We start from the raw sequence: 22,061 nt of genomic DNA on the forward strand, positions 1-22,061 counted from the left end.
TATTACAAGTTCAGGTTCACACCAAACATGAAAGTTTGTGCTGTCGGATAAACACCTTCATCAACACCCAGACGTTGATCTGCATTGCCAGCAGTATCCCGGATTTCCGGATCCAATCCGCTATAGTCAGTTATCGTAAATAGATTGGTAGCCTGGAAATAAACACGCAGGCGATCGATTCCCCAGCGATTGGAAAGGCGTTTAGGCAGCGTATAGCCTACCTGAAGATCCTTCATACGGAAGTAAGAACCGTTCTCAACAAAGAAACTGTTCGGATCCTGACTGGCTTCGTCATTTGATTCAGCAATCGGCAACGAAATCTTTTCACCATTGGCATAACGCTCGACAGTCCATGATTCATACAAACGTTTTTTACTACGGTTACCGGCAAAGTTGTTAAAGTCAATCCAGCGGTTTACGTAATTGATAACGTCGTTTCCAAGTGATCCCTGGAAGAACATGGTCATATCCCAGTTCTTGTATGTCAAATCGAGATTCAAACCATAAGTCAGGTCGGGGTGCGGGCTTCCAATATAAGTACGGTCATGATCCGCGTCAATGACACCGTCACCATTCTGATCTTTGTACTTAAAGCGACCGGGCTTGTTGTAATCACCGAAGGCTGGCCAGGCATTGGCCTCATCCCAACTGTTGAAAATTCCAACAACCTCATAACCGTAGAAAGAAGAAATCGGATGCCCGGCCTCTGAACGGGTATAGGTACGTTGACGCAAATTGGCCCCCCAAAGAACCTCACCTGTATTGTCATTCAACTTAATAACCTCGTTCTTATAATGTGATGCATTGGCCCTGACATTAAACAGGAAGTCTTTGCCAACTTTTCCGTGATAGGTAAGCATCACATCATAACCGGTGTTCTTCATGTCGCCGATGTTCACAGAAGGACGGGTTGCATTACCATAAGTAGCAGGCAACTGTACCGGATAGAGCATGTCAGTGGTTTTCTTATGATACCAGTCAAGATTGATCTCCAACCGGTTGTCCAAAACGGTCATATCCAAACCAATGTCCGTAGTGGCAGTCGTTTCCCATTTCACATCCGCGTTGGCCAGTGAAGTGTTGTTAAAACCAGCTGCTGACGATGTATTATCTCCTGAAATTGAATAAAAGGACATCCAATTTGTGGCGCTATATATGGCGTAAGTATCGTAGTTACCAATCTGGTCATTACCACTTTGCCCCCAACCAGCACGCAGTTTCAGGTCATCCAGCCAGGGAACGTCACCCATAAAGCTTTCTTCCGAAATCCGCCATCCGGCAGAGAATGCCGGGAAAGTACCCCAACGGTTAGCAGCGCCGAAACGCGATGATCCATCACGGCGAACAACCGCTTCCAGCAGGTACTTGTGCATGTAGTCGTAATTCAAACGACCAAAGTAAGAGAACGTTTTCCAGTCAGTAGCATATCCACTGTTAACCTGGTTAGTTTCACCTGCATTCAGGTAACGGTAATCCACGTCATTGGAGAAGAATTGACTACGTCCTGCAGTGAACTCTTCATACTTATTGGAAACGGACTCAGAACCTACCAGTACATTGATGTAATGCGTATTATTGATGGTTTTGTTGTAATTCAGGGTGTTGGCCCAGTTCCATTGCAGCGTGTACCCATGATATTCAGACAAGCTGTTGGTAGCAATCGCTTCAGCAAATTCAATGTTACGAATCGTGTAATCTTTGCTACGGCCATTGTTCAGGTCTACACCACCCAGTGTCTTGAAAGTTAAGTCCTTCATCAATTTCACTTCCATATAGGCATTGGCCAGAATACGTAAATCAGTTCCCCAGTCATCCTTGTCACGGGTCAGGTTAGCAACCGGGTTGGCGCCGTTACCGGTTCCGTTTGCTTTGGTACCGGCAAAATTCCCCATGATGTCATAAACAGGAACAATCGGCTGCATGCGGTATGCTTGCGATACGGCGTTACCTTCATCGTTGTTGGCCCCATATGAACCCGTACGTTTGGTGTAACTAACCCCCAGGCTCTGACCAATCTTCAACCAATCGGTCATTTGAGCATCCACATTCGAACGCATGGAATAACGCTCAAAACCCGTGTGAATAACAACACCCTTCTGGTTCAGATAGCCCATACTAATGGCATAGGTAGCTTTATCTGTTCCACCCGATATACCCAGGTTATACTCCTGGATAGGAGCCGGATCGAAAATTTCATCGTACCAGTCAGTTCCCTGCTTGTTCGCCCGGGTAATCAAATTGAGCAGCCCGGCTGTATCATCATTATTGTAAGTGGACGGGTCTGTGTTCGGATCACCTTCGAATGAAAAGGTAGGGATGATGTAATCCGGAATTTGCGGAGAAACACCGGTTCCATACTGTGGATGGTTGGGTACTACAGTAGCGCCTGTGAGATAACTGTCGTTGGCAGCCACCTGCCAAACCAAATCACCATATTCCTGTGTATTCAACAGGTCGAGTTTATTGGTCGTACGCTGCACACCATAACGGGCATCGAAACTTACTTTCGGCTTACCGGCTTTACCACGTTTGGTCGTGATAATGACAACACCATTTGCAGCGCGTACCCCGTAAATAGCAGCCGAAGAAGCATCTTTCAATACAGTCATCGACTCAATATCGTTCGGGTTAATGCGGCTCAAACCACCGGTAGTAGGTACTCCGTCAATTACAAACAACGGATCGTTGTTGTTAATGGTACCGTAACCACGAATACGCACGGTAGCATCACCTCCAGGAGAGTTGTCGTTGGTAATGGTTACACCGGCAACACGTCCTTGCAGACGGGAAGCAGCGTTCGCAACAGGAACAGCACGAAGCTCATCCGCCGAAACGGAAGCTACCGAACCGGTTAACGATTTTTTCTGTTGGGTACCATAACCCACAACCACCACTTCATCTACTCCCACAACATCAGGGGCCAATGTGGCATTAATGACAGTCTGGTTCCCTATTTCGATTTCCTGCGTTTTCATACCAATGTAGGAAACCACTAATGTTTGTGCATCAGCGGGGATACCCGTCAGGTTGTATTTACCGTCGGGATCGGTAACGGTACCGACTGCTGTTCCTTTTACCATGACAGTGACACCCGGGATGGGTGCTCCGTCCTCACCGGTTACTGTACCTCTTAAGGTCTTTGTTTGTGCAAAGACTGATCCTGCCATAAAAACAAACAGAAGGAGCATGGTAAGGAGTTTCCTTGTCCAATTTCCATCCGGAACAGAACTCAGATTACATTTTTTCATAGATAATAGATTTAGATTAGTAAAAAATGGATACTTGTTGCGTGTATCTGTCAGTTTCATCGAACAGCACAAAGCCATTCAACAACGACTAGTTCATTTCAAATTTCAAACTGAAGAAGCGATCCCGGAACGGATCAGGGTAAGTTACAGTTAGTTCCAATGTGCGTAACCACAATGGGCCACGTCTTTGCAGCGTTTCATTGTACTTCATAATATTTGGTTCAGTTAGCTTCGTTAGTTTTTTAGCAGTGGCAATTTAAACATTTTTTCACAAAATTTAATTTATTCCAAAAAAACTTCCCCTTCAGTGGATCCCCAACGCAAGACCAGGATAAAACACTACAGCAATCAAAATCTCTACTTTCCGTTTTGACCACCGCGAAAAATTCGCTCGTAATCCCCCTGCTCTTTCAATGGATTTTTTAGTTTTGCATACAAAATGAACCTGAACGATAAAATAGTCGACAACTGTATATAAATTCATGGTAATGCATCATGAAAAAGAACCATCAGATGAAAACATTCGGGCAGTTCTGAAATCAAAAAACAAAACCCAACTTAATTTCCCCGGGATGGAAGCCTCAAAAGAACTTTCGGCACGTTGGTATGCTATTTATGTGAAAAGCCGCTCTGAAAAAAAGGTCCTGCAAACACTCACCGAAAAAGGTATCGATGCCTACCTTCCCATTTATAAAAAACTTCGCCAGTGGAGCGACCGGAAAAAACTGGTGGAAATGCCCCTGATGCCCGGCTACGTCTTCGTTCACATTACCTGGAAGGATTATGATCGGGTGCTGCAAACCGACCATGTCGTTTGTTACATTACCTTCGGAGGCAAAGCCGCACCGGTTCGTGACGAAGACATCGAATCGTTGAAACACATGCTCCGGCAGGATAAGGTGAAGGTGGAACTGACACGCGAAGACCTGGCTCCGGGCGAACAGGTCGAGATTCTCTCCGGCCCGTTAGTGGGGATGAAAGGCGAACTGATCCAGATCAAGGGGAAAAACAAAGTAGGCATCCGCATTCAACCAGTTGGATATACTGTCATGGTCGAAGTCCCCATCTCTGAATTGGCCATTATCCGATAACTGTTCATCAAAAATTTTTGCGCGCCCGCCACATCATTTGATACGTTCGGCATCGATTTTTGACCATTCACCACAATTTTAACAATTTCCTTACGTTTCCGATTTTGAGTAGTATTTTTATTCATTATATTTGACCGTCTAATCGTGCCCCGGCAGGATTACAGCAAAAGAACAAAGACTAAAATAGATGAATCGCTGGCACATTGATGGTTAATAACGAACAAGATTTATAGTTCGGTTTTAACCGTGCGCCAAATATTCACCCGGCTCACCCTTACTTTGTGGGACTGAGGAGGCGAAGCTGTGAAAAGAAAGAAGACAGGCACCAGAAGCAAAACTTTCGACTTTTCACTGTTCATTACTAATTACTAATTATAAAGGGTGCCTTTTGCCTTCTTACTTTTTACCTTTTGCCTTTTGCCTTCTTACTTTTTACCTTTTGCCTTTTGCCTTCTTACTTTTTACTTTTTACTTTTTACTTGATTTGTTCAATATCTACAAATAACCATATAATCTGAATATGTTGAAGTTGAAAACCATTTTCACCCTGTTAGTTCTGTCGCTGACCCTGGCGGTATCGCAGGGGATGGCGCAGGCCCAAAGCAATATCAATCCGTCGCAGGTGGACGTAAGCAAACTGAGCGACGCCCAGGTCCGGAAAATCATGAAGGAGATACAGGACCGCGGTTTAACGCAGGAACAAGCCATTGCACTGGCCAAAGCACGGGGTGCATCGCAGGCCCAGGTTGACCAGTTAATGACCCGAATTCAGGAATTGCAAAATGGCACAGGATTAGAACAACCCGCTCAGGGAGACACTTCAACAAAGATGCCGCCGGAACAAACCGACTCCTTATCCGTAAAGCCACCCATATTACCTACGCCAGAGAATGAAAAGGTTTTCGGTTTCAAATTATTCAATTCGAAGAATCTCACCTTCGAACCGTCGGTCAATATCCCAACCCCCAAAAGCTATGTGCTGGGAATCGGCGACGAAATAGTCATCACCATATGGGGCGCTTCGCAAGCTACCTACCAGCTGACCATCGACCAAAACGGAGCCGTTAACATCCCCGATATCGGTCCGGTATATGTCGCAGGCCGTACGTTCGAAGAGGCCGGCAAGCAGATTCAAAAACGGCTCATCAGTATCTACAGCGGACTTTCAGGCGCCAATCCCAATACCTACGCCGAAGTCAGCATGGGCACGGTGCGAAGTATCAAGGTCAATGTAATTGGCGACGTAAACGCACCGGGAACCTATACCCTGCCGGCTACCGCATCGGCATTCAACGCCCTGTATCTATCGGGCGGCCCTACCGAAAATGGTTCCTTCCGTGATATACAGGTGATTCGGGGAGGCAAAGTAGTAAACACCATCGACGTTTACGATTTTCTGGTCAACGGCAACCCCAAAGCCAATGTGCAGTTGCGCGATCAGGATATTTTATTGGTGCCGACCTACGAAAACCGCGTCGAAGTGGGGGGCGCGTTCAAACGCAACGGCCTCTTCGAAGTGAAAAAAGGGGAAACACTGGCCAACCTGATTAAATATGCCGGTGGTTTTGCCGAAAACGCTTATACACAAAATCTTTCGGTTACCCGGAATACCAAACGGGAAAAGAGCATCCAGGATGTCGACCATGCACAGTTCGGCCAATTTGCCATGCAAAACGGCGATATGGTAAAAGCAGACACCTTGCTCGACCGCTACACCAACCGGGTTACCATCAACGGAGCGGTTTTCCGCCCCGGCTCCTATGAGTGGAAAGAGGGCATGAAACTCTCCGGCCTGCTGAAAAAAGCCGATGGTCCCCGCGAAGAAGCTTTCCGTAACCGCGCCATCCTCTCCCGCCGCAAAGCCAACTGGGAATGGGAAAATCAGGCCTTCAACCTCGGCGATGTCGAGAAAGGTGCGTTCGACATGGACCTTCGGCCCAACGATGTAATCACCATTCGCTCCATCTTCGAGATGCGCGAAAACCAAATGGTGGACATTACGGGTGAAGTGCTCAATCCCGGCAAATTTCCTTACAACGACAAAATGACGCTGGAAGATCTGATCTTCCGGGCCGGTGGCTTCAAGGAAAATGCCGATGTGGCCTTCATCGAAGTGGCGCGCCGCCTCAGCCATTCCGAAGCATCAGAAACCACCAACCAGCTGTCGCACATTTTCACCTTCCAGGTACCCCGGAACCTGAAGCTGAATCCGAAAGATGCCGGCTTCCTCCTGCAGCCTTTCGACCAGGTATATGTTCGCAGGGCTCCTGGTTACCGCGACCAGGGAAGTGTATCGGTTACCGGCGAAGTGGTCTATGCCGGTAGTTACAGCATTGCCCACAAGAACGAGCGCATTTCCGATATCATCAACCGGTCCGGCGGATTTACACAGGATGCATACCTCAAAGGCGCTACCCTGATCCGCAGTACCGGTTTAACCCAGGAAGAAATCGATGCCCGCAAAGCCTTAATGGAAAAAGATACCACGCTGAAGCTGGACATCACGCCCAAACAACTGGTCGGAATTGATCTGCAAAAAATCATGGCCAACCCCGGCAGTGATATCGACCTGATGCTGATACCCGGCGATGAGATCCACATCCCGAAAGAGATGCAAACCATCAAGGTATCCGGCGGTGTAATGAACCCGGTAGCACAAACCTACGAACAGCGGAAATCACTGAGAAGTTACATCAACAAGGCCGGAGGTTTTGTCCCGCGTGCACGGCGCGGCAAGGTGTATGTCATCTACCCCAACGGTACAACGGCCACCACCCATTCGTTCCTCTTCTTCGCCCGGAACTACCCAAAGGTGACGCCCGGCAGCGAGATCATCGTCCCGGCCCGCCCGGACAAAGAAGGCATGTCCGCCGGTCAGTGGATTAGCATCTCCAGCGCCCTCAGCGCCCTGTCGTTGACCATCGTCACACTGGTACAGAGACTGTAAAAATCAGGTATTTGGATTTAAGGTGTAAGGTCTAACAGTTTTTAAGGCAAAAAGCAAAAGGAAGAAGTGAAAAGTAAAGAAAACGAACTGTCTGACAGACTATTCAACTTTGCGGTAAAAGCCATAAAGTTTCTTCGGAAATTGCCCGAATCGACAGAATTCAAGGTTATTCGATACCAACTGTCAAAATCATCCACCTCATCAGGTGCCAATTATGAAGAGGCTCAAGCTGCTTCATCGACTGCTGACTTTATATATAAAGTTGAAATTGCCTATCGGGAAATGCGCGAAAGCAATTATTGGTTAAGAATCATTCAGGCAACAACCAACCGTCGCGACGAGGAATTTGCCAATGAGCTAAAGACTTTGTTAAATGAATCAACGGAATTAAAATTGATTTTAGCGAGTATCATCATAAAAGCAAAAAGCAACCGCAAGAGCTAACTTCTTACTTTTTCCTTTTGACTTTTGACTTCTGCTTTTTGACTTTTGCCTTTTGCCTTTTGACTTCTGCCTTTTGCCTTTTGCCTTTTGACTTCTGCTTTTTGACTTTTGCCTTTTGCCTTTTGCCTTTTGACTTCTGCTTTTTGACTTTTGACTTTTCCCTTTTGACTTTTGACTTCTGCTTTTTGACTTTTGACTTTTCCCTTTTGACTTAAATAAATTATTGCAATGACAACAGAATCACAACATACTCCATCTCCCGAAGTCGCTGACGACGAAATCGACCTCATCCAGTTAGCGAAAACCTTCTGGGAAGGACGGAAAACCATCATCAAAACGGTAGCCATCTTTGCCGTACTGGGTTTACTGGTGGCCCTCTTCAGCGCTAAGCAGTACACCGCTGCCACCACCATGGTGCCGCAGGGCGCCGACGGCCAGTCTAAACTGGGAAGCCTTTCGGGCCTGGCCGCCATGGCGAGCTTCAACCTCAATCTAGGCGGAGCTTCCGACATCACCCCGGCGGTGTATCCGCAAATCATCTCCAGCGTGCCCTTTCAACTGGAGTTGATGAATACGAAGCTTACCTTCAAAGGCATCGGCCATCCGGTATCGCTTTTCGATTATTACACCGAATACAGCAAACCAACGGTATTCGGTTACATAAAAAAATTTACCATCGGGTTGCCGGGCGTCATCCTGAAAGCCATCAGGGGAAAACCGGAAGAAGGAGCTTCGACCGGCTACAAAGGCCCCATCCGGTTGTCCGAAGATCAGAAAGAAGTACAAAAGAAACTGGCCGATTTGGTCTCCATCGACTACAACGACAAGGACGGCTATGTCACCCTCACCTGTAACATGCCGGAAGCACTGCCCGCCGCACAATTGGCACAGCACACGCAGAAAATGCTGCAGCAATACATCACCGATTTCAAGGTAAAAAAAGCCAAAGCCAGCCTCGAATTTGTACAGCAACGCTACGACGAAACAAAAAAGCAATTTGAAAAGGCGCAGAACGGACTGGCCCGCTTCCGCGACCGGAATAAAAACGTGTCTACCGCCATGGCGCAAACCGAGCTCGATCGCCTCAGCAGCAATTACAACCTCATTTACGGGGTCTATACGGAGTTGGCCAAACAGCTCGAACAAGCCAAAATCCAGGTAAAAGAAGATACGCCGGTCTTCACCATCATCGAACCGGTATCCGTCCCACTGGAAAAATCGAAACCCAAACGGGCGATGATCCTCATCATCTGGATCTTCCTCGGTGGCATCATCGGCACCGGGATGGTCTTTGGAAGAGAATACCTGCAACAGTTCCGCGAACGTTGGAACGCTGAGGAGAAGGTGGATGGTTTATCAACTGAAAGCTAAGAACGAACTAATTACGCTAATTATAGCTAATTCCGCGAATTGATGTCAGAGCTTTTACTCAAAGACGAAGTATTCTCGATCATTGGAGCCTGCATGAAAGTTCACAGAACATTAGGCCCGGAATTCCTCGAAAGTGTTTATGCCGAAGCATTAGAGAAAGAATTAACGACCAGTAACATTCCATATCGTCGTGAAACCAAACTGGAGGTAACAATACGAAGGAAAGCCGATGAATAAATTCTTCAAGGCCGACTTTCTTTGCTTCGACAAAATCATCCTGGAAATCAAGAGTAAAACGTTTTTACTAAAAATTGACGAACAGCAGACCATCAACTACATAAAAGCGGCCGATCTTCCTGTCGGACTTCTGGTCAATTTCGGTGAAAAAAGCCTCCGGTGGAAACGGTTTGCCAATTCAAAAGCAATCAGCTGAACAAAGTTCAATTAGCGTAATTCGCCATAATTCGTGAAATCCAACTGCCTTTAGAAGAAAGACAATAACAACACCCACCAAATAACATTAAAAACCAAATAACCAATCATAGGATCAATCGTGCTGGAATCCCTCATTACATCTCAAACAAGAATTAAACTGTTGCTGAAGTTCTTCCTCAACAGCAGTACCTCTTCCTACCTGCGTGGACTGGCCGATGAGTTCAACGAGTCGTCCAATGCCATCCGGGTGGAGTTGAACCGTTTTGAACAGGCCGGCCTGCTCACATCAAGCTTCGACGGCAACAAGAAAATGTTCACGGCGAACACGGCTCATCCACTGTTCCGTGATATCCACAACATCCTCATGAAACACGTGGGGATCGACCGGGTGATCAACGATTTGATAAGTAAGCTGGGGCATCTGTCCCGCGCCTGGCTCACCGGCGAGATGGCCGCCGGCCGCGACAGCCACATCATCGACATCATCCTGATAGGCAAAAACATCGACCGCAACTACCTCGGACGCCTCACCGCCAGCGCCGAAAAAGTAACTGATCGCAAAATACGTACCCTCTGCATCACGCCGGAAGAAGAACCGGAATACCTGAAAAGCGAAAAAAACGCCCTGCTCCTCTGGGAAGCAGATGAAGAGAGAAGCGGAGAGTAGAAGAAGTTGAGAATGGGAGCGAAAAATGTTGAATGTTGAATGTTGAATTGCGCTTCGAGGTTATGGGAAAGCTAGGGGCGATATGCTTATCGCCCCGGGTAGAACGCCCCACAGGGAAAAGAGGCGCACATTTCAACCACATTTGAAACGGAAATTTCCCTGTGCCGCACACGCAAACGTTATATGAAGGCTGCTGCTATTACCCCTCTCCCAGCCTCTCCCCTAATTCGTGAAATTCAATTAATTAATCAATATACAACCCGCAACAACAACGAAAATATGATCCCGAACAACATTAGAAATATCGCCTGCATAGGCGCCGGATACGTGGGAGGGCCCACCATGGCCGTCATCGCGCAGAAGTGCCCCCACATCAAAGTCACCGTAGTAGATATTAACGAACAACGTATCGCCGACTGGAACGGCGCCGACCTCTCGAAGCTGCCGGTGTACGAACCCGGCCTCGACAAGGTGGTAGCCGAAGCCCGCGACCGCAACCTCTTTTTCTCCACCGATGTGGAAGGGGCCATCCGGGAAGCGCAGATGATCTTCATCTCCGTCAACACCCCCACCAAAACCTACGGCGTGGGCAAAGGCATGGCCGCCGACCTGAAATACGTGGAGCTCTGTGCCCGGCAAATTGCCGAAGTTGCCACCGAGGACAAAATCGTTGTCGAAAAATCTACCCTGCCCGTCCGCACCGCCCAGGCTATCCGCACCATATTGGATGCGTCGCCGGATCGCCCTCTCGCCCATTCACCGAAATTTTCGGTATTATCCAATCCTGAATTCCTCGCCGAAGGCACTGCCGTGAAGGATTTGCACAATCCCGACCGCGTGCTCATCGGAGGTGAAGAAGACGAGGACGGACAACGCGCCATGGAAGCCCTGGCAGCGGTGTATGCCAACTGGGTGCCCCGCGAACGCATCCTCACCACCCGCATCTGGTCGTCCGAACTATCAAAACTCACGGCCAATGCCTTCCTGGCACAGCGCATCTCCTCCATCAACGCCCTGTCCGCCCTATGCGAAAAAACAGGCGCCGACGTGGACGAGGTAGCCCGCGCCATCGGGACAGATTCCCGTATTGGTCCGAAGTTCCTGAAAGCCTCGGTAGGATATGGCGGAAGTTGCTTCCAAAAGGACATCCTCAACCTGGTGTACCTCTGCCGCCACTTTAATCTGCCCGAAGTGGCCGACTACTGGGAGCAGGTAGTAAAGCTCAACGATTACCAGAAACACCGCTTTGCCAAGCAAATCATCGATACCCTCTTCAATACCGTTTCCGGGAAAAAAATCGCCTTCCTGGGCTGGGCGTTCAAAAAGGATACCAACGATACCCGCGAGTCCGCCGCCATCTACGTGGCCGACGAACTCCTCCAGGATCGGGCCGAAATCCACATATACGACCCCAAAGTGCCGACCGAACGCATTTACGCCGACCTGGAATACTTACAGCAGCATCGTCGCCCGCAAGCTGTCATTGCGAGCGGAGCGAAGCAATCTGACCCGCCGGAAACACTCAGTTCAGAAGAGGTTCGGCGACTCGTCCACGTGCACAAAACACCCTACGCTGCTATGGAACAGGCTCACGCGATCGCTGTATTAACTGAATGGGACGAATTCCGCACCTACAACTGGCAAAAAGTCTATGACAACATGTACAAACCGGCTTTCGTGTTTGATGGAAGGAATATCCTGGACCGGGAATTATTGGAAAGTATCGGGTTTAAACTACATGCCATAGGGAAATAAAGAACTGGAACGCATTGGTTCCCGTGCCTTATAGCCCGCAAGCTGTCATTGCCAGCGGAGCGAAGCAATCTGGCCCACTGGCAACCCCACGTTGGTGCGGATTTGTAATCCGTGCCATAGCCGCAGGGCTAAAAAGTAAAGCAATGAGCCGAAAATACAAATTCAGCAATGGCTCAGATTGCAAATCTGCGCCAACAAAGGGACAACTAAAAACAACAAACGTTACGTTAATCATTCAACCCAATAGATCACACGCTGATACGATAATGCGACGGTCATTAATAGCCCCACTCCTCAGGAGCCACGCTGGCAACAAACAACAACGTCAAACACCATGCAAGTGCGGCAGCGAAGACGATCACTATCCGGCAATCAATCGTGCGGTAGCAGAGGCTATTTTAAAATTAAGTGAGTAAAAACTACCTTTGTCCTGAGTAATGCAATTTTTAAAAAGAAGAAAATGAAGACGTTAAAATATATCGTTTACAAAGAAGACAGATATTACGTTTCACAATGTTTGAATGTCGATGTTTCAAGTTTTGGGAATACCATTCAGGAAGCCATCGACAACTTGAATGAAGCGCTTACACTTTATTTTGAGGAACCAGGTTCAGATACTGATTTACCTATTATTAACGAAACCCTTTTAGGAGAAACCTCGGTTAATGTCTAAGCTGTCTTCATCTAAACAAATAATTAAGGCTCTCAAAAAGAATGGTTTTGTTTTTGTTTCCCAAAGAGGTAGCCATGTAAAATTTAAAAAGGGGAATAAAATTGTAATTGTTCCCTCCCCAAAGAAAGAAATTCCGATGGGTACGTTCCGTTCAATAATCAGGCAATCAGGACTTAATCAGGATGATTTTAAATAATATTTTCTTGATTCTTTCGGTCGCTGAGAATCCCGTACCCCTGAGCAACAACGACAACCATTCACCCAATGCGGGTGCGTCCAGTCCACTGTGATAGCCCCACTCCTCAGGAGCCACGCCGGCAACAAACAAATACGTCAATCACCATGCACCAAACCCATAAAAACAGCCACCGGCCAAAAGTCCTCCCCCGTTTGGGGGAGTTAGAGGGGGCTTTCCGGTAGCAGAACAATATTACAGCCGGTACATCAGTTTACCCATGTACCCAACACTAACCAATGAAGAACAAAAATTTGTGATAAATTGCATCAACAACTTTTATGACAACTAATGACGCGCTTTAACGCAATTGATAACAAATGACAGTCGTAGGCTCAATGACTATTAAATGACGCGAAGCAAATGACATCTGAAAAAATTTACGGTTAAAATTTCTAAAACTTCCTCAATCGTTATTGTTTACATCTGTTAAAAGGCTTAATTTCGAATGAATAAACCGGTTGAATAAAATGAGCAAATTACCAAAAGCACCTCTGGTAGAAGTGGTTACTGAGTTAAGATGGGAAATAACCAGCAAAGAAGAATTAGCCGGTGTGCAATACCTTTACGGCGACTTGTATAACGAGTTGAAACAAAAATACCCCTTTCGCGAAAGTATTCTTCCGGTTGAGGTGCCAATAGAAATGACAATAAATAGACCTGTTCACCGTTTCAGGGCCGAAAAGGGAGGAGGATATCCCCTTTTGCAAGTCGGACCTGGAATTATTACGCTGAACACCATTGATGATAAATATTACTGGGAAACTTTTTTTGAAGATGCCAAAGAATTAATTCAGACTTTTTTTAATGTTCATCCGGTAAAAAATAAAATTACACCGGCCCTCTTATATATCGATTTTTTCCCGTTTGATTTTCATGAAAATAACGTGCACGAGTTCATAAACCGGAAATTCAATATTACTTTCGGCCAGTCGTTTCTCAAAACCAAAAAATTGCCTGCTGATTTCAACATGGGGTTTGCTTACAACATGGATGTGGGTGACTTGCGCGTGAACTTTCAGAAAGGTAAAAACAACGGCACCGAAGGAATTTTATTACAAACCCGAATAAACGGCAACCCGGATAAGCCTAATATCGAAATTATTAACAACTGGCTAAAAGAAGCACACTCGCTCTCAAGTAATCTTTTTAAACAGTTAACTGAAGGCGAGTTGTACGAATCATTTAAATAAAAAACGATGGAAACACTTTTTATTGAAGAAAAAAATACGGCAAGCCAAATACAAACCCAATGGCCTGAGCAAGAAGTTCAGATTTCTTCGGTTTTTTATCACACACCATTAAAATATTTAATGTGGGACTTGGATGTTTTGCAAGATTCACCTTTTATTAAAAAAGAAGTGATTGGTACAACTATTTATACAAACAACCCCATTGCACTACCCGAAACCGAAGACGATGATTCTGAAATCGGATACTTCAACGACGATTACGACATTGTTGCAAAAGTTCCTTTTAAGGAAACTTTTAAGGTAAAAGTAAAAATCAAAAGTATTTCCAGGCTTCAGCCTAAAGTTTTTATCGATACTGATGAATTAGATCAACTATTTTAATATGGATTATCCCTGGTACTCATTAGTAGAACAAGAAAATGATATACAACAAGGCGATTTTATAATCAACTGCCCGGTAATTATTCCACCTGCTGCTTTAAGTATAGATGACATCCCAGATGTTGATGTAAAAAAAATGGATGCTGTTATTTTAACCCAATCATGCGATTTGGTGAGTAAAAACATCGACAATATATTGGTTTGCCGTTATTTTAGTTTAACCGATTTTTTTAACGAAATACAGAAAAATGAAACTTTAAATGCCAAAAGAAGAAAAAGCCTTGTAGCCAATTTGAAAAAAGGGCATCTGGTTTCTTATCATTTATTAAACAAGCAAGAAGGAATTTTCGAGGATTACCTAATAGTTGATTTTAAAAATGTTTATGGGATACATCGGACAACTTTAGAAGAAATTATAAAAAACATGGATAAAAGAATACGCCTGCTGCCGCCATACCGCGAACACCTCTCCCAGGCATTTGCCCGCTACTTTATGCGTGTAGGCCTCCCGCAAGACATCGCCATAGAAGGCTACTAAGCAAATGACTATTAAATGACGACTAAAATCATGGCGTTAAACAACCTAAATTCGAAGAAGTCTTTAATGGCTTTCGCGTTGTTCTATTCAAAGAAAAAGCAGATGTCACAAAAGATGCCGCTGACATCTCCGACAAGGTCGGTGAAAAGGTCGGTGAAAAATTGACAGAAAATCAGAAAATAATAGTAAAATGGATGAAAACGGATCCTTACATTTCAGCAACTTCATTAGCAGAAAAATTAGGAATTTCAAGGCGAAAAACCGAAACGAATATAGGCAAGCTTAGAGAATTGGGCCTAATCCAACGCGTTGGCCCCCCTAAAGGCGGCCATTGGGAAATTATCAACCAATCGTGAATAAAGCCCCAGGCACACCATGAAACAAGAAATACGCCCCCGCTTATGCTCCTCCGGGACCACGCCGAACGCATTTACGCCGAGCCCGATGCCTGCAGTCGCATCGTCGCCCGCAAGCTGTCATTGCCAGCGGAGCGAAGCAATCTGGCCAACTGGCAACCCCACGTTGGTGCGGATTTGTAATCCGTGCCATAGCCGCAGGGCTAAAAAGTAAAGCAATGAGCCGAAAATACAAATTCAGCAATGGCGGCAAATCTGCGCCAACGGGGGCAGGCTCCTTCAAATTCACTCTGGCAAAGATAAATTTTGTATTTTTGTACATACTTGGAATAATAAGTTGAAATATCATGGAAAATAATTTATTGAAAAGAATAACCATCAACCCGGAAATATGCCATGGAAAACCCACCATCCGGAATACCAGGCATTTGGTAGAAGGGATTTTGGAATATTTGGCAGGAGGTGACTCTACTGACGATATTTTGAACGAATTTACTGAACTGGAAAAAGAAGATATCCTTGCTTGTCTTGCATTTGCTGCAAAATCGATCCATTTTAAGGATATTGAATTCCCTGCAGCATGAAGCTATTAATTGATGCTCATTTACCGGATTCAATTTGTGAGTGTTTCAAAGGTTGTGACTGTATTCATACAAAACAACCTGAAAAAGGAAATCTTACAAAAGATTCGTTTATTAATAAGCTTTCCATCAAAGAAAAAAGAATAGTTATAACAAAAGACACCGATTTTTATTATTCATACATTGCCAGCCGGGAACCTTATAAATTGGTTTTGGTTAAGTTCGGTAATATGAGATTGTCGGATTTGAAAAATTATTTTCAAAAGAACGGCAACAAAATTATAGCAATAATGGAAAACCACTCCTTTGTGATACTCGAAAAAACCAGGATAAGGATTATGGATTAGATTGATTCAGGAAAATAATCAAATTACAATGACACAACTGGCAAAAAAAACTCTCCGTAACAAAGATGACCATTGTCTGGGTGTAGTTTGCAACTACACCCGAATATCTCTGGCTGGGCAGATGTATTTAGTCGTCAGCTATACAAGGACATCATACTGGAAAGCTTTGAGTATAGCAGAAAAAACAAAGGCCTTGAGTTGTTTGCTTACGTGATAATGACAAATCATGTTCATGCGATCATGAGAAGTAAAAAAGGGGAGCTGTCGGGTTTAGTAAGGGATATAAAGAAATTCACGTCAAAGCAAATATTAAATGAAATAAAAATAAATCCAAAGGAAAGCCGGAAAGAATGGCTGGAAATGATTTTTCGTTATCATGCAAAATATAATAAGCGATCCGGTGAAGAACAGTTTTGGACACATGAGAACCATGCCGTAGAATTAAGCACTAACAGTTTAATCGAAACGCGGCTGAATTACATACATGAAAATCCTGTCAGGGCAGGTATTGTTGCAGAAGCTGAAGATTATTTATACAGCAGTGCAAGAAATTATGCTGAAATGGAATCGTTAATTGAAATTGATTTAATATGAGGGCGTAGTTGCAAACTACGCCCAGGGTGGGGTTGCAAACTACGCCCAGGGTGGGGTAATCAATTCCTTTAATGAATCCCATCTGCCGGCACCGGAGTTTAAGAATATTTCTGACGGATTTATGGTAACCGTATATTCCGGTTCACCGAATAAGTTGGGTGATAAGTTGGGTGATAATCAAAAACGGTTATTAAAAGCGATTATGGATAATCCGGAAATTAGTTTGTCTCAACTTAGCAAAGAAATAGGAATCAGCCAGACTGCCATTGAAAACAACATGAATAAGTTAAAAAAATCTGGAATCATCCAACGCGTTGGCCCCCCTAAAGGCGGCCATTGGGAAATTATCAACCAATCGTGAATAAAGCCCCAGGCACACCATGAAACAAGAAATACGCCCCCGCTTATGCTCCTCCGGGACCACGCCGAACGCATTTACGCCGATCCCGATACCTGCAGTCGCATCGTCGCCCGCAAGCTGTCATTGCGAGCGGAGCGAAGCAATCTGACGCTCCAACAGCCCCCCACTCTCAGGAGCCTGGCCGGCAACAAACAAATACGTCAAACACCATGCACCAAACCCATAAAGACAACCACTGGCCGGGTCCTCCCCCGTTTGGGGTTCCGGGACTTCGGAATAGGGGGGGCAATAAACAAAATAGAAATACGCCCCCGCTTATGTTCCTTCAGGACCACGCCGAAATCCACTTCTACGACCCCAAGGTGACAGAAGAAAGAATTTTTGCCGATTTAGAGTACCTGCAAGCACACCGTCGCCCGCAAGCTGTCATGGCAAGCGGAGCGAAGCAATCTGACGCTCCAACAGCCCTCCGTTCCGATGAGATTCGGCAACTGGTCCATGTTCACAAAACACCTTACGCTGCCATGGAGAACGCCCATGCCGTCGCGATCTTAACTGAATGGGACGAATTCCGCTCCTACGACTGGCGCAACATCTACGAAGCCATGCGAAAACCGGCTTTTGTCTTCGATGGAAGGAATATCCTGGACCGCGAAGAATTGAAAAGGATTGGATTTGAGTTAAAAGGAATTGGGAAAGGATAAAAATCAAAACGTCCAAACAATACACTATTCACTTATTAATTACGAGTAATCAACTCAATCATCAACAATATTATCATGAACAACACTCAACAAATTCTGGAAAAGATTCATTCAAATAAGGAAATTATTGGAGTCGTCGGACTCGGCTATGTTGGATTACCCCTGGCGGTTAATTTTGCAGAAGCAGGTATAAAAGTCATCGGCTTCGACAAGAACCAGGAAAAAGTGGATAAAATCAACAGTGGAAGCAACTATATCAAAGACATTCGCGATGCAGTACTAAGAGAAGTCGTTGATAAAGTTACCCTTTCGGCGACAACAGATTTCACCCGGATGGCAGAATGTGATGCACTGATTATTGCTGTTCCTACACCGCTCGATCGGTTCAAAAAACCCGATATGAGCTACATCGAAAGTGCGTGTACCGAAATTGGTCGATATATGAAGTCCGGCACATTTATCAGCCTCGAGAGCACCACCTACCCCACTACCACAGAAGATTTTATGCTCCCCATCATTGAAAACGAAAGTGGAATGAAACACGGAGAAGACTTTTGGCTGGCGTATAGTCCCGAAAGAGTCGATCCGGGAAACAAAAGCTTCCATACCCGAAACACCCCCAAAGTACTGGGAGCGATGACATCTGATGGGTTGAAAATAGGGCAGGCAATTTATAAAAAGGCCATCGATCATGTTCATTCGGTTAGTTCTCCCCGCGTGGCTGAGATGGTCAAAATACTGGAAAACACCTATCGACTAATCAACATCAGCCTGATCAATGAATTGGCATTGTTGTCGGGTAAAATGGATATCAATATTTGGGAAGTAATTGAAGCGGCCAAAACCAAACCTTTCGGTTTCCAGGCGTTCTATCCTGGTCCGGGAATTGGTGGTCATTGCATCCCGCTGGACCCCTTCTACCTCGAGCATATTGCCAAGAAGTTCGATTTCGACCTCAGCATGATACATACCGCCGGGCACATCAACATGCGCATGCCTCATTACATGAATATCAAAATTGCTACAGCGCTGAATCGTCATAAAAAAGCAATCAATGGTAGTAAGATTCTGTTTCTGGGAGTTGCCTATAAGCCCAATATTGACGATGAACGAGAATCTCCGGCGTTGGAAATTATGGACATCGCAAAACACAAAGGAGGTGAAGTAACCTACCATGATCCTTTTATTTCTAAAGTAAAGACAAATGAGGGGCATATATTTGAATCGGTAGAATTGACAAAAGAAACATTGCAGCAAGCCGACTGTGTTGTTTTGACAACCAATCATGATGCATTTGACATGGATCTTATCCAAAAGAATGCTCAGCTAATTGTCGATATGCGAAACATGGTGAAAGAAGGAAATGACAAAGTTTACAAACTATAACGATAGTAAACGATGAGTATTCAAATGGTTGACCTCAAAGGTCAATATCAGAAAATAAAACCGGAGATTGATACAGCATTACTCTCCTGCGCTGAATCTGCGAATTACATAAAAGGTAATGAAGTCAAACAATTTGAAGATGGCCTGGCAAAGTATCTAAACACCGATCATGTCATTTCGTGTGGTAATGGGACTGATGCACTTCAAATCGCACTAATGGCTTTGGATTTGAAACCGGAAGATGAGGTGATTGTTCCGGCGTTCACCTATGTGGCAACTGCTGAAGCCATTGCCTTATTGAAACTAAAACCGGTCATGGTCGATGTCGATAGCGATACGTTCAATATTTCAATTGACAGTTTAGAAAAAGCAATCACGCCAAAAACCAAGGCAATTGTTCCGGTTCACCTCTACGGCCAAAGTGCCGATATGGAATCAATTATGATGCTGGCTGATAAATACGGCATATTTGTCATTGAAGACAATGCCCAGTCGCTTGGCGCTGAATATATCTTCTCAAACGGCACAAAAAAGAAAACTGGGACCATCGGACACATTGGTTGCTATTCATTTTTCCCAACCAAAAATCTGGGTTGTTTTGGTGACGGTGGCGCACTATCGACCAACGATTCGGAACTCGCCAAACGCTGTCAAATGATTGCCAGTCACGGTCAACAGAAGAAGTACTATCATGAAACTATAGGGTGCAATTCAAGGTTAGATACGATCCAGGCAGGCATCTTAAATGTTAAGTTGAAATACCTGGATGAATACATTTTCGCCAGAAAGAAGTCAGCCGAATATTATTTCCAAAATCTGGATGGGTTGGAAGGGCTCGTACTGCCAAACAAAGCAGCTTATGCCAACCATACCTTCAACCAATTCACGTTAAAGGTTCAAAATAATAACAGAGACAAACTCCAGGCTTTTCTAAAAGAACAAGGCATACCATCCATCATTTATTATCCTTTCCCTTTGTACGCACAACCAGCCTTTAAGCAATTCAGCCCGAATGGCTTCCAACTTGAAAATACAGAAATACTTTGCAAGTCGGTTCTTTCAATTCCTATGCATACGGAACTAACAGAGGAAATACAAGATAAAGTAATTGAATCAATTAGAAATTTTAATTGAGAATGGCAACTAAAGAATATTTTGCCCACGAAACAGCGATTATCGACGAAGGCAGCCAAATTGGAACGGGAAGCAAGATTTGGCATTTCAGTCATATCATGACGAACTGTATCATTGGGAAAAACTGCAATATCGGACAAAACGTGGTGATTTCACCGGAAGTTGTGCTGGGTGAAAACGTGAAGGTGCAAAACAATGTATCGATATATACAGGAGTTACTTGTGAAGACGATGTCTTCCTGGGACCTTCAATGGTTTTTACCAATGTCATAAATCCACGTTCAGCCATTAATCGAAAAAACCAATATGCTAAAACCCATGTAGGAAAAGGTGCTTCAATTGGAGCCAACGCAACAATTGTATGTGGTAACAACATCGGGCAATATGCACTAATTGGAGCAGGCGCCGTTGTAACCAAAGATGTTCCGGCTTATGCGTTGGTTATAGGTAATCCCGCACGTCAAAGCGGCTGGGTTAGTGAATATGGACACAGATTAAAGTTCAACGACGAAAATACAGCTGTTTGCCCGGAAAGCAAAGAGATATATATGTTAGTAGACAACCAGGTTGAAAAGAAATAAATAACTTAATTACAAGAATTTGAACGAATGAAAAACTTTATCCTTATAGGCGCTGCAGGTTATATTGCACCTCGCCACATGAAAGCGATTAAAGATACTGGAAATAATCTGGTAGCAGCCTTAGACCCTTATGATGGCGTGGGCATTATGGATAGTCATTTCCCTGACGCAGACTTCTTCACCGAATTTGAACGATTCGACCGCCACATCGATAAACTCAAACGCAAAGGAACCAACGTAGATTACGTAAGCATTTGCTCGCCAAATTTTCTACACGATTCACACATTCGTTTCGGATTACGTAATGGCTCCGACGTTATCTGTGAAAAACCGATTGTGTTGAATCCATGGAACGTGGAAGCCCTAAAGGAAATAGAAAAGGAGACCGGTAAAAATATTTATAACATTTTACAATTACGCCTCCATCCAAGTGTAATAGAACTCAAGAATAAAGTAGATAATGGAGACCCAAACAAAATTTATGATGTCGATCTGAGCTACATCACATCACGGGGTCACTGGTATTATACAAGCTGGAAGGGAGATGTACACAAATCAGGTGGAGTAGCAACGAACATTGGCGTACATTTCTTTGATATGCTCACCTGGATTTTTGGAGATATAAAGGAGAACATTGTACACCTCCATGAACATGATAGGGCTGCAGGTTTTTTGCAACTGGAAAAAGCAAGAGTGCGATGGTTCTTAAGTATCAATTATGATACAATACCTGATGAGATAAAGGCAAAAGGTATGAGGACGTTCCGGTCCATCACAGTAAACGGAGAAGAATTTGAATTCAGTGGTGGATTCACCGAATTGCATACAAAAAGCTATGAGCATATATTGAATGGAAATGGTTTCAGGATTGGAGAAACAACTAAAGCGATAAATACGGTTTATACAATCAGACATACAAATCCAGTCGGTTTGAAGGGAGAATTTCACCCCTTAGCAAAGCTGCCTTTACTAAAACATCCATTTGCTAAGTAGTTGCAAAATATAAAAAACCGCAGAGAGTCATGAATTATAACCCATT

24 protein-coding genes and 1 pseudogene are annotated in these 22,061 nt (G+C 44.7%); 24 read left to right on the forward strand and 1 reads right to left on the reverse strand.

Going from position 1 to position 22,061, the window contains the following annotated elements:
- Positions 1 to 2: 2 nt before the first annotated feature.
- A complete protein-coding gene (locus GJU82_RS07715) occupies positions 3 to 3,248 on the reverse strand; it encodes a TonB-dependent receptor (RefSeq protein ID WP_194831000.1) in 3,246 nt (1,081 codons plus the stop codon).
- A gap of 488 nt (positions 3,249 to 3,736) precedes the next feature.
- Here GJU82_RS07715 and GJU82_RS07720 point away from each other — a divergent pair, with 488 nt between their 5' ends.
- The 24 genes and pseudogenes from GJU82_RS07720 to GJU82_RS07835 all read left to right on the forward strand — a co-directional run bounded on the left by GJU82_RS07720 (position 3,737) and on the right by GJU82_RS07835 (position 22,015).
- Positions 3,737 to 4,339, forward strand: a complete 603-nt coding sequence (locus GJU82_RS07720) for a UpxY family transcription antiterminator (protein ID WP_194831001.1) — start codon at positions 3,737 to 3,739, stop codon at positions 4,337 to 4,339.
- Between the two features lie 520 nt (positions 4,340 to 4,859).
- Positions 4,860 to 7,286 (forward strand): SLBB domain-containing protein, encoded by a 2,427-nt coding sequence (locus tag GJU82_RS07725; protein ID WP_153631622.1) that lies wholly within the window; start codon positions 4,860 to 4,862, stop codon positions 7,284 to 7,286.
- A gap of 66 nt (positions 7,287 to 7,352) precedes the next feature.
- Positions 7,353 to 7,730 (forward strand): four helix bundle protein, encoded by a 378-nt coding sequence (locus GJU82_RS07730; RefSeq protein ID WP_153631623.1) that lies wholly within the window; start codon positions 7,353 to 7,355, stop codon positions 7,728 to 7,730.
- 228 nt (positions 7,731 to 7,958) lie between these two features.
- Positions 7,959 to 9,101 (forward strand): Wzz/FepE/Etk N-terminal domain-containing protein, encoded by a 1,143-nt coding sequence (locus GJU82_RS07735; RefSeq protein WP_153631624.1) that lies wholly within the window; start codon positions 7,959 to 7,961, stop codon positions 9,099 to 9,101.
- A gap of 42 nt (positions 9,102 to 9,143) precedes the next feature.
- On the forward strand, positions 9,144 to 9,338 hold the full coding sequence (locus GJU82_RS17670; RefSeq protein ID WP_153631625.1) for a GxxExxY protein: 195 nt from the start codon (positions 9,144 to 9,146) through the stop codon (positions 9,336 to 9,338).
- Entirely contained in the window at positions 9,331 to 9,534 is a 204-nt protein-coding gene (locus GJU82_RS17675; RefSeq protein ID WP_153631626.1) for a GxxExxY protein, read from the forward strand. Before GJU82_RS17670 ends, GJU82_RS17675 begins: the two co-directional genes overlap by 8 nt.
- A 162-nt stretch (positions 9,535 to 9,696) precedes the next feature.
- A complete protein-coding gene (locus GJU82_RS07750; protein WP_228488619.1) occupies positions 9,697 to 10,203 on the forward strand; it encodes a hypothetical protein in 507 nt (168 codons plus the stop codon).
- Between the two features lie 183 nt (positions 10,204 to 10,386).
- On the forward strand, positions 10,387 to 11,958 hold the full coding sequence (locus tag GJU82_RS07755; protein ID WP_228488620.1) for a UDP-glucose 6-dehydrogenase: 1,572 nt from the start codon (positions 10,387 to 10,389) through the stop codon (positions 11,956 to 11,958).
- A 460-nt stretch (positions 11,959 to 12,418) separates the two neighbouring features.
- On the forward strand, positions 12,419 to 12,631 hold the full coding sequence (locus GJU82_RS07760; protein WP_153631628.1) for a type II toxin-antitoxin system HicB family antitoxin: 213 nt from the start codon (positions 12,419 to 12,421) through the stop codon (positions 12,629 to 12,631).
- Positions 12,624 to 12,827 (forward strand): type II toxin-antitoxin system HicA family toxin, encoded by a 204-nt coding sequence (locus GJU82_RS17925; RefSeq protein WP_153631629.1) that lies wholly within the window; start codon positions 12,624 to 12,626, stop codon positions 12,825 to 12,827. Before GJU82_RS07760 ends, GJU82_RS17925 begins: the two co-directional genes overlap by 8 nt.
- Positions 12,828 to 13,044: 217 nt before the next feature.
- Positions 13,045 to 13,158 (forward strand): annotated as a pseudogene (locus GJU82_RS17930) (DegT/DnrJ/EryC1/StrS family aminotransferase); the annotation flags it as partial.
- A gap of 178 nt (positions 13,159 to 13,336) precedes the next feature.
- A complete protein-coding gene (locus GJU82_RS07775) occupies positions 13,337 to 14,059 on the forward strand; it encodes a TIGR04255 family protein (RefSeq protein ID WP_153631630.1) in 723 nt (240 codons plus the stop codon).
- A 6-nt stretch (positions 14,060 to 14,065) separates the two neighbouring features.
- Positions 14,066 to 14,440, forward strand: coding sequence for a hypothetical protein (locus GJU82_RS07780; RefSeq protein WP_153631631.1), 375 nt, complete (start codon positions 14,066 to 14,068; stop codon positions 14,438 to 14,440).
- A gap of 1 nt (position 14,441) precedes the next feature.
- Positions 14,442 to 14,978 (forward strand): hypothetical protein, encoded by a 537-nt coding sequence (locus GJU82_RS07785; protein ID WP_153631632.1) that lies wholly within the window; start codon positions 14,442 to 14,444, stop codon positions 14,976 to 14,978.
- 194 nt (positions 14,979 to 15,172) lie between these two features.
- Positions 15,173 to 15,334 carry a winged helix-turn-helix domain-containing protein gene (locus GJU82_RS17935; protein ID WP_373921456.1) on the forward strand — a complete coding sequence of 54 codons (162 nt, stop codon included), beginning with the start codon at positions 15,173 to 15,175 and terminating at the stop codon, positions 15,332 to 15,334.
- 347 nt (positions 15,335 to 15,681) lie between these two features.
- Entirely contained in the window at positions 15,682 to 15,918 is a 237-nt protein-coding gene (locus tag GJU82_RS07795; RefSeq protein ID WP_153631634.1) for a DUF433 domain-containing protein, read from the forward strand.
- Positions 15,915 to 16,262 (forward strand): DUF5615 family PIN-like protein, encoded by a 348-nt coding sequence (locus GJU82_RS07800; RefSeq protein ID WP_153631635.1) that lies wholly within the window; start codon positions 15,915 to 15,917, stop codon positions 16,260 to 16,262. Before GJU82_RS07795 ends, GJU82_RS07800 begins: the two co-directional genes overlap by 4 nt.
- A gap of 87 nt (positions 16,263 to 16,349) precedes the next feature.
- The gene (locus tag GJU82_RS07805; protein ID WP_228488775.1) at positions 16,350 to 16,856 is read left to right on the forward strand and encodes a transposase; all 507 of its coding nucleotides are present in this window, start codon (positions 16,350 to 16,352) and stop codon (positions 16,854 to 16,856) included.
- A 121-nt stretch (positions 16,857 to 16,977) separates the two neighbouring features.
- Entirely contained in the window at positions 16,978 to 17,217 is a 240-nt protein-coding gene (locus tag GJU82_RS07810) for a winged helix-turn-helix domain-containing protein (protein ID WP_153631637.1), read from the forward strand.
- 317 nt (positions 17,218 to 17,534) lie between these two features.
- A complete protein-coding gene (locus GJU82_RS07815) occupies positions 17,535 to 17,921 on the forward strand; it encodes a UDP binding domain-containing protein (protein ID WP_228488621.1) in 387 nt (128 codons plus the stop codon).
- A gap of 75 nt (positions 17,922 to 17,996) precedes the next feature.
- Positions 17,997 to 19,307 carry a nucleotide sugar dehydrogenase gene (locus GJU82_RS07820; protein WP_153631639.1) on the forward strand — a complete coding sequence of 437 codons (1,311 nt, stop codon included), beginning with the start codon at positions 17,997 to 17,999 and terminating at the stop codon, positions 19,305 to 19,307.
- A 12-nt stretch (positions 19,308 to 19,319) separates the two neighbouring features.
- Positions 19,320 to 20,441, forward strand: coding sequence for a DegT/DnrJ/EryC1/StrS aminotransferase family protein (locus GJU82_RS07825; protein WP_153631640.1), 1,122 nt, complete (start codon positions 19,320 to 19,322; stop codon positions 20,439 to 20,441).
- A 2-nt stretch (positions 20,442 to 20,443) separates the two neighbouring features.
- Entirely contained in the window at positions 20,444 to 21,022 is a 579-nt protein-coding gene (locus tag GJU82_RS07830) for an acyltransferase (protein WP_153631641.1), read from the forward strand.
- Between the two features lie 27 nt (positions 21,023 to 21,049).
- Complete coding sequence (locus tag GJU82_RS07835) at positions 21,050 to 22,015, forward strand: Gfo/Idh/MocA family protein (protein ID WP_153631642.1); 966 nt, start codon at positions 21,050 to 21,052, stop codon at positions 22,013 to 22,015.
- Positions 22,016 to 22,061: the final 46 nt, after the last annotated feature.

It is taken from the genome of Prolixibacter sp. SD074, from assembly GCF_009617895.1.
Taxonomy (GTDB): domain Bacteria; phylum Bacteroidota; class Bacteroidia; order Bacteroidales; family Prolixibacteraceae; genus Prolixibacter.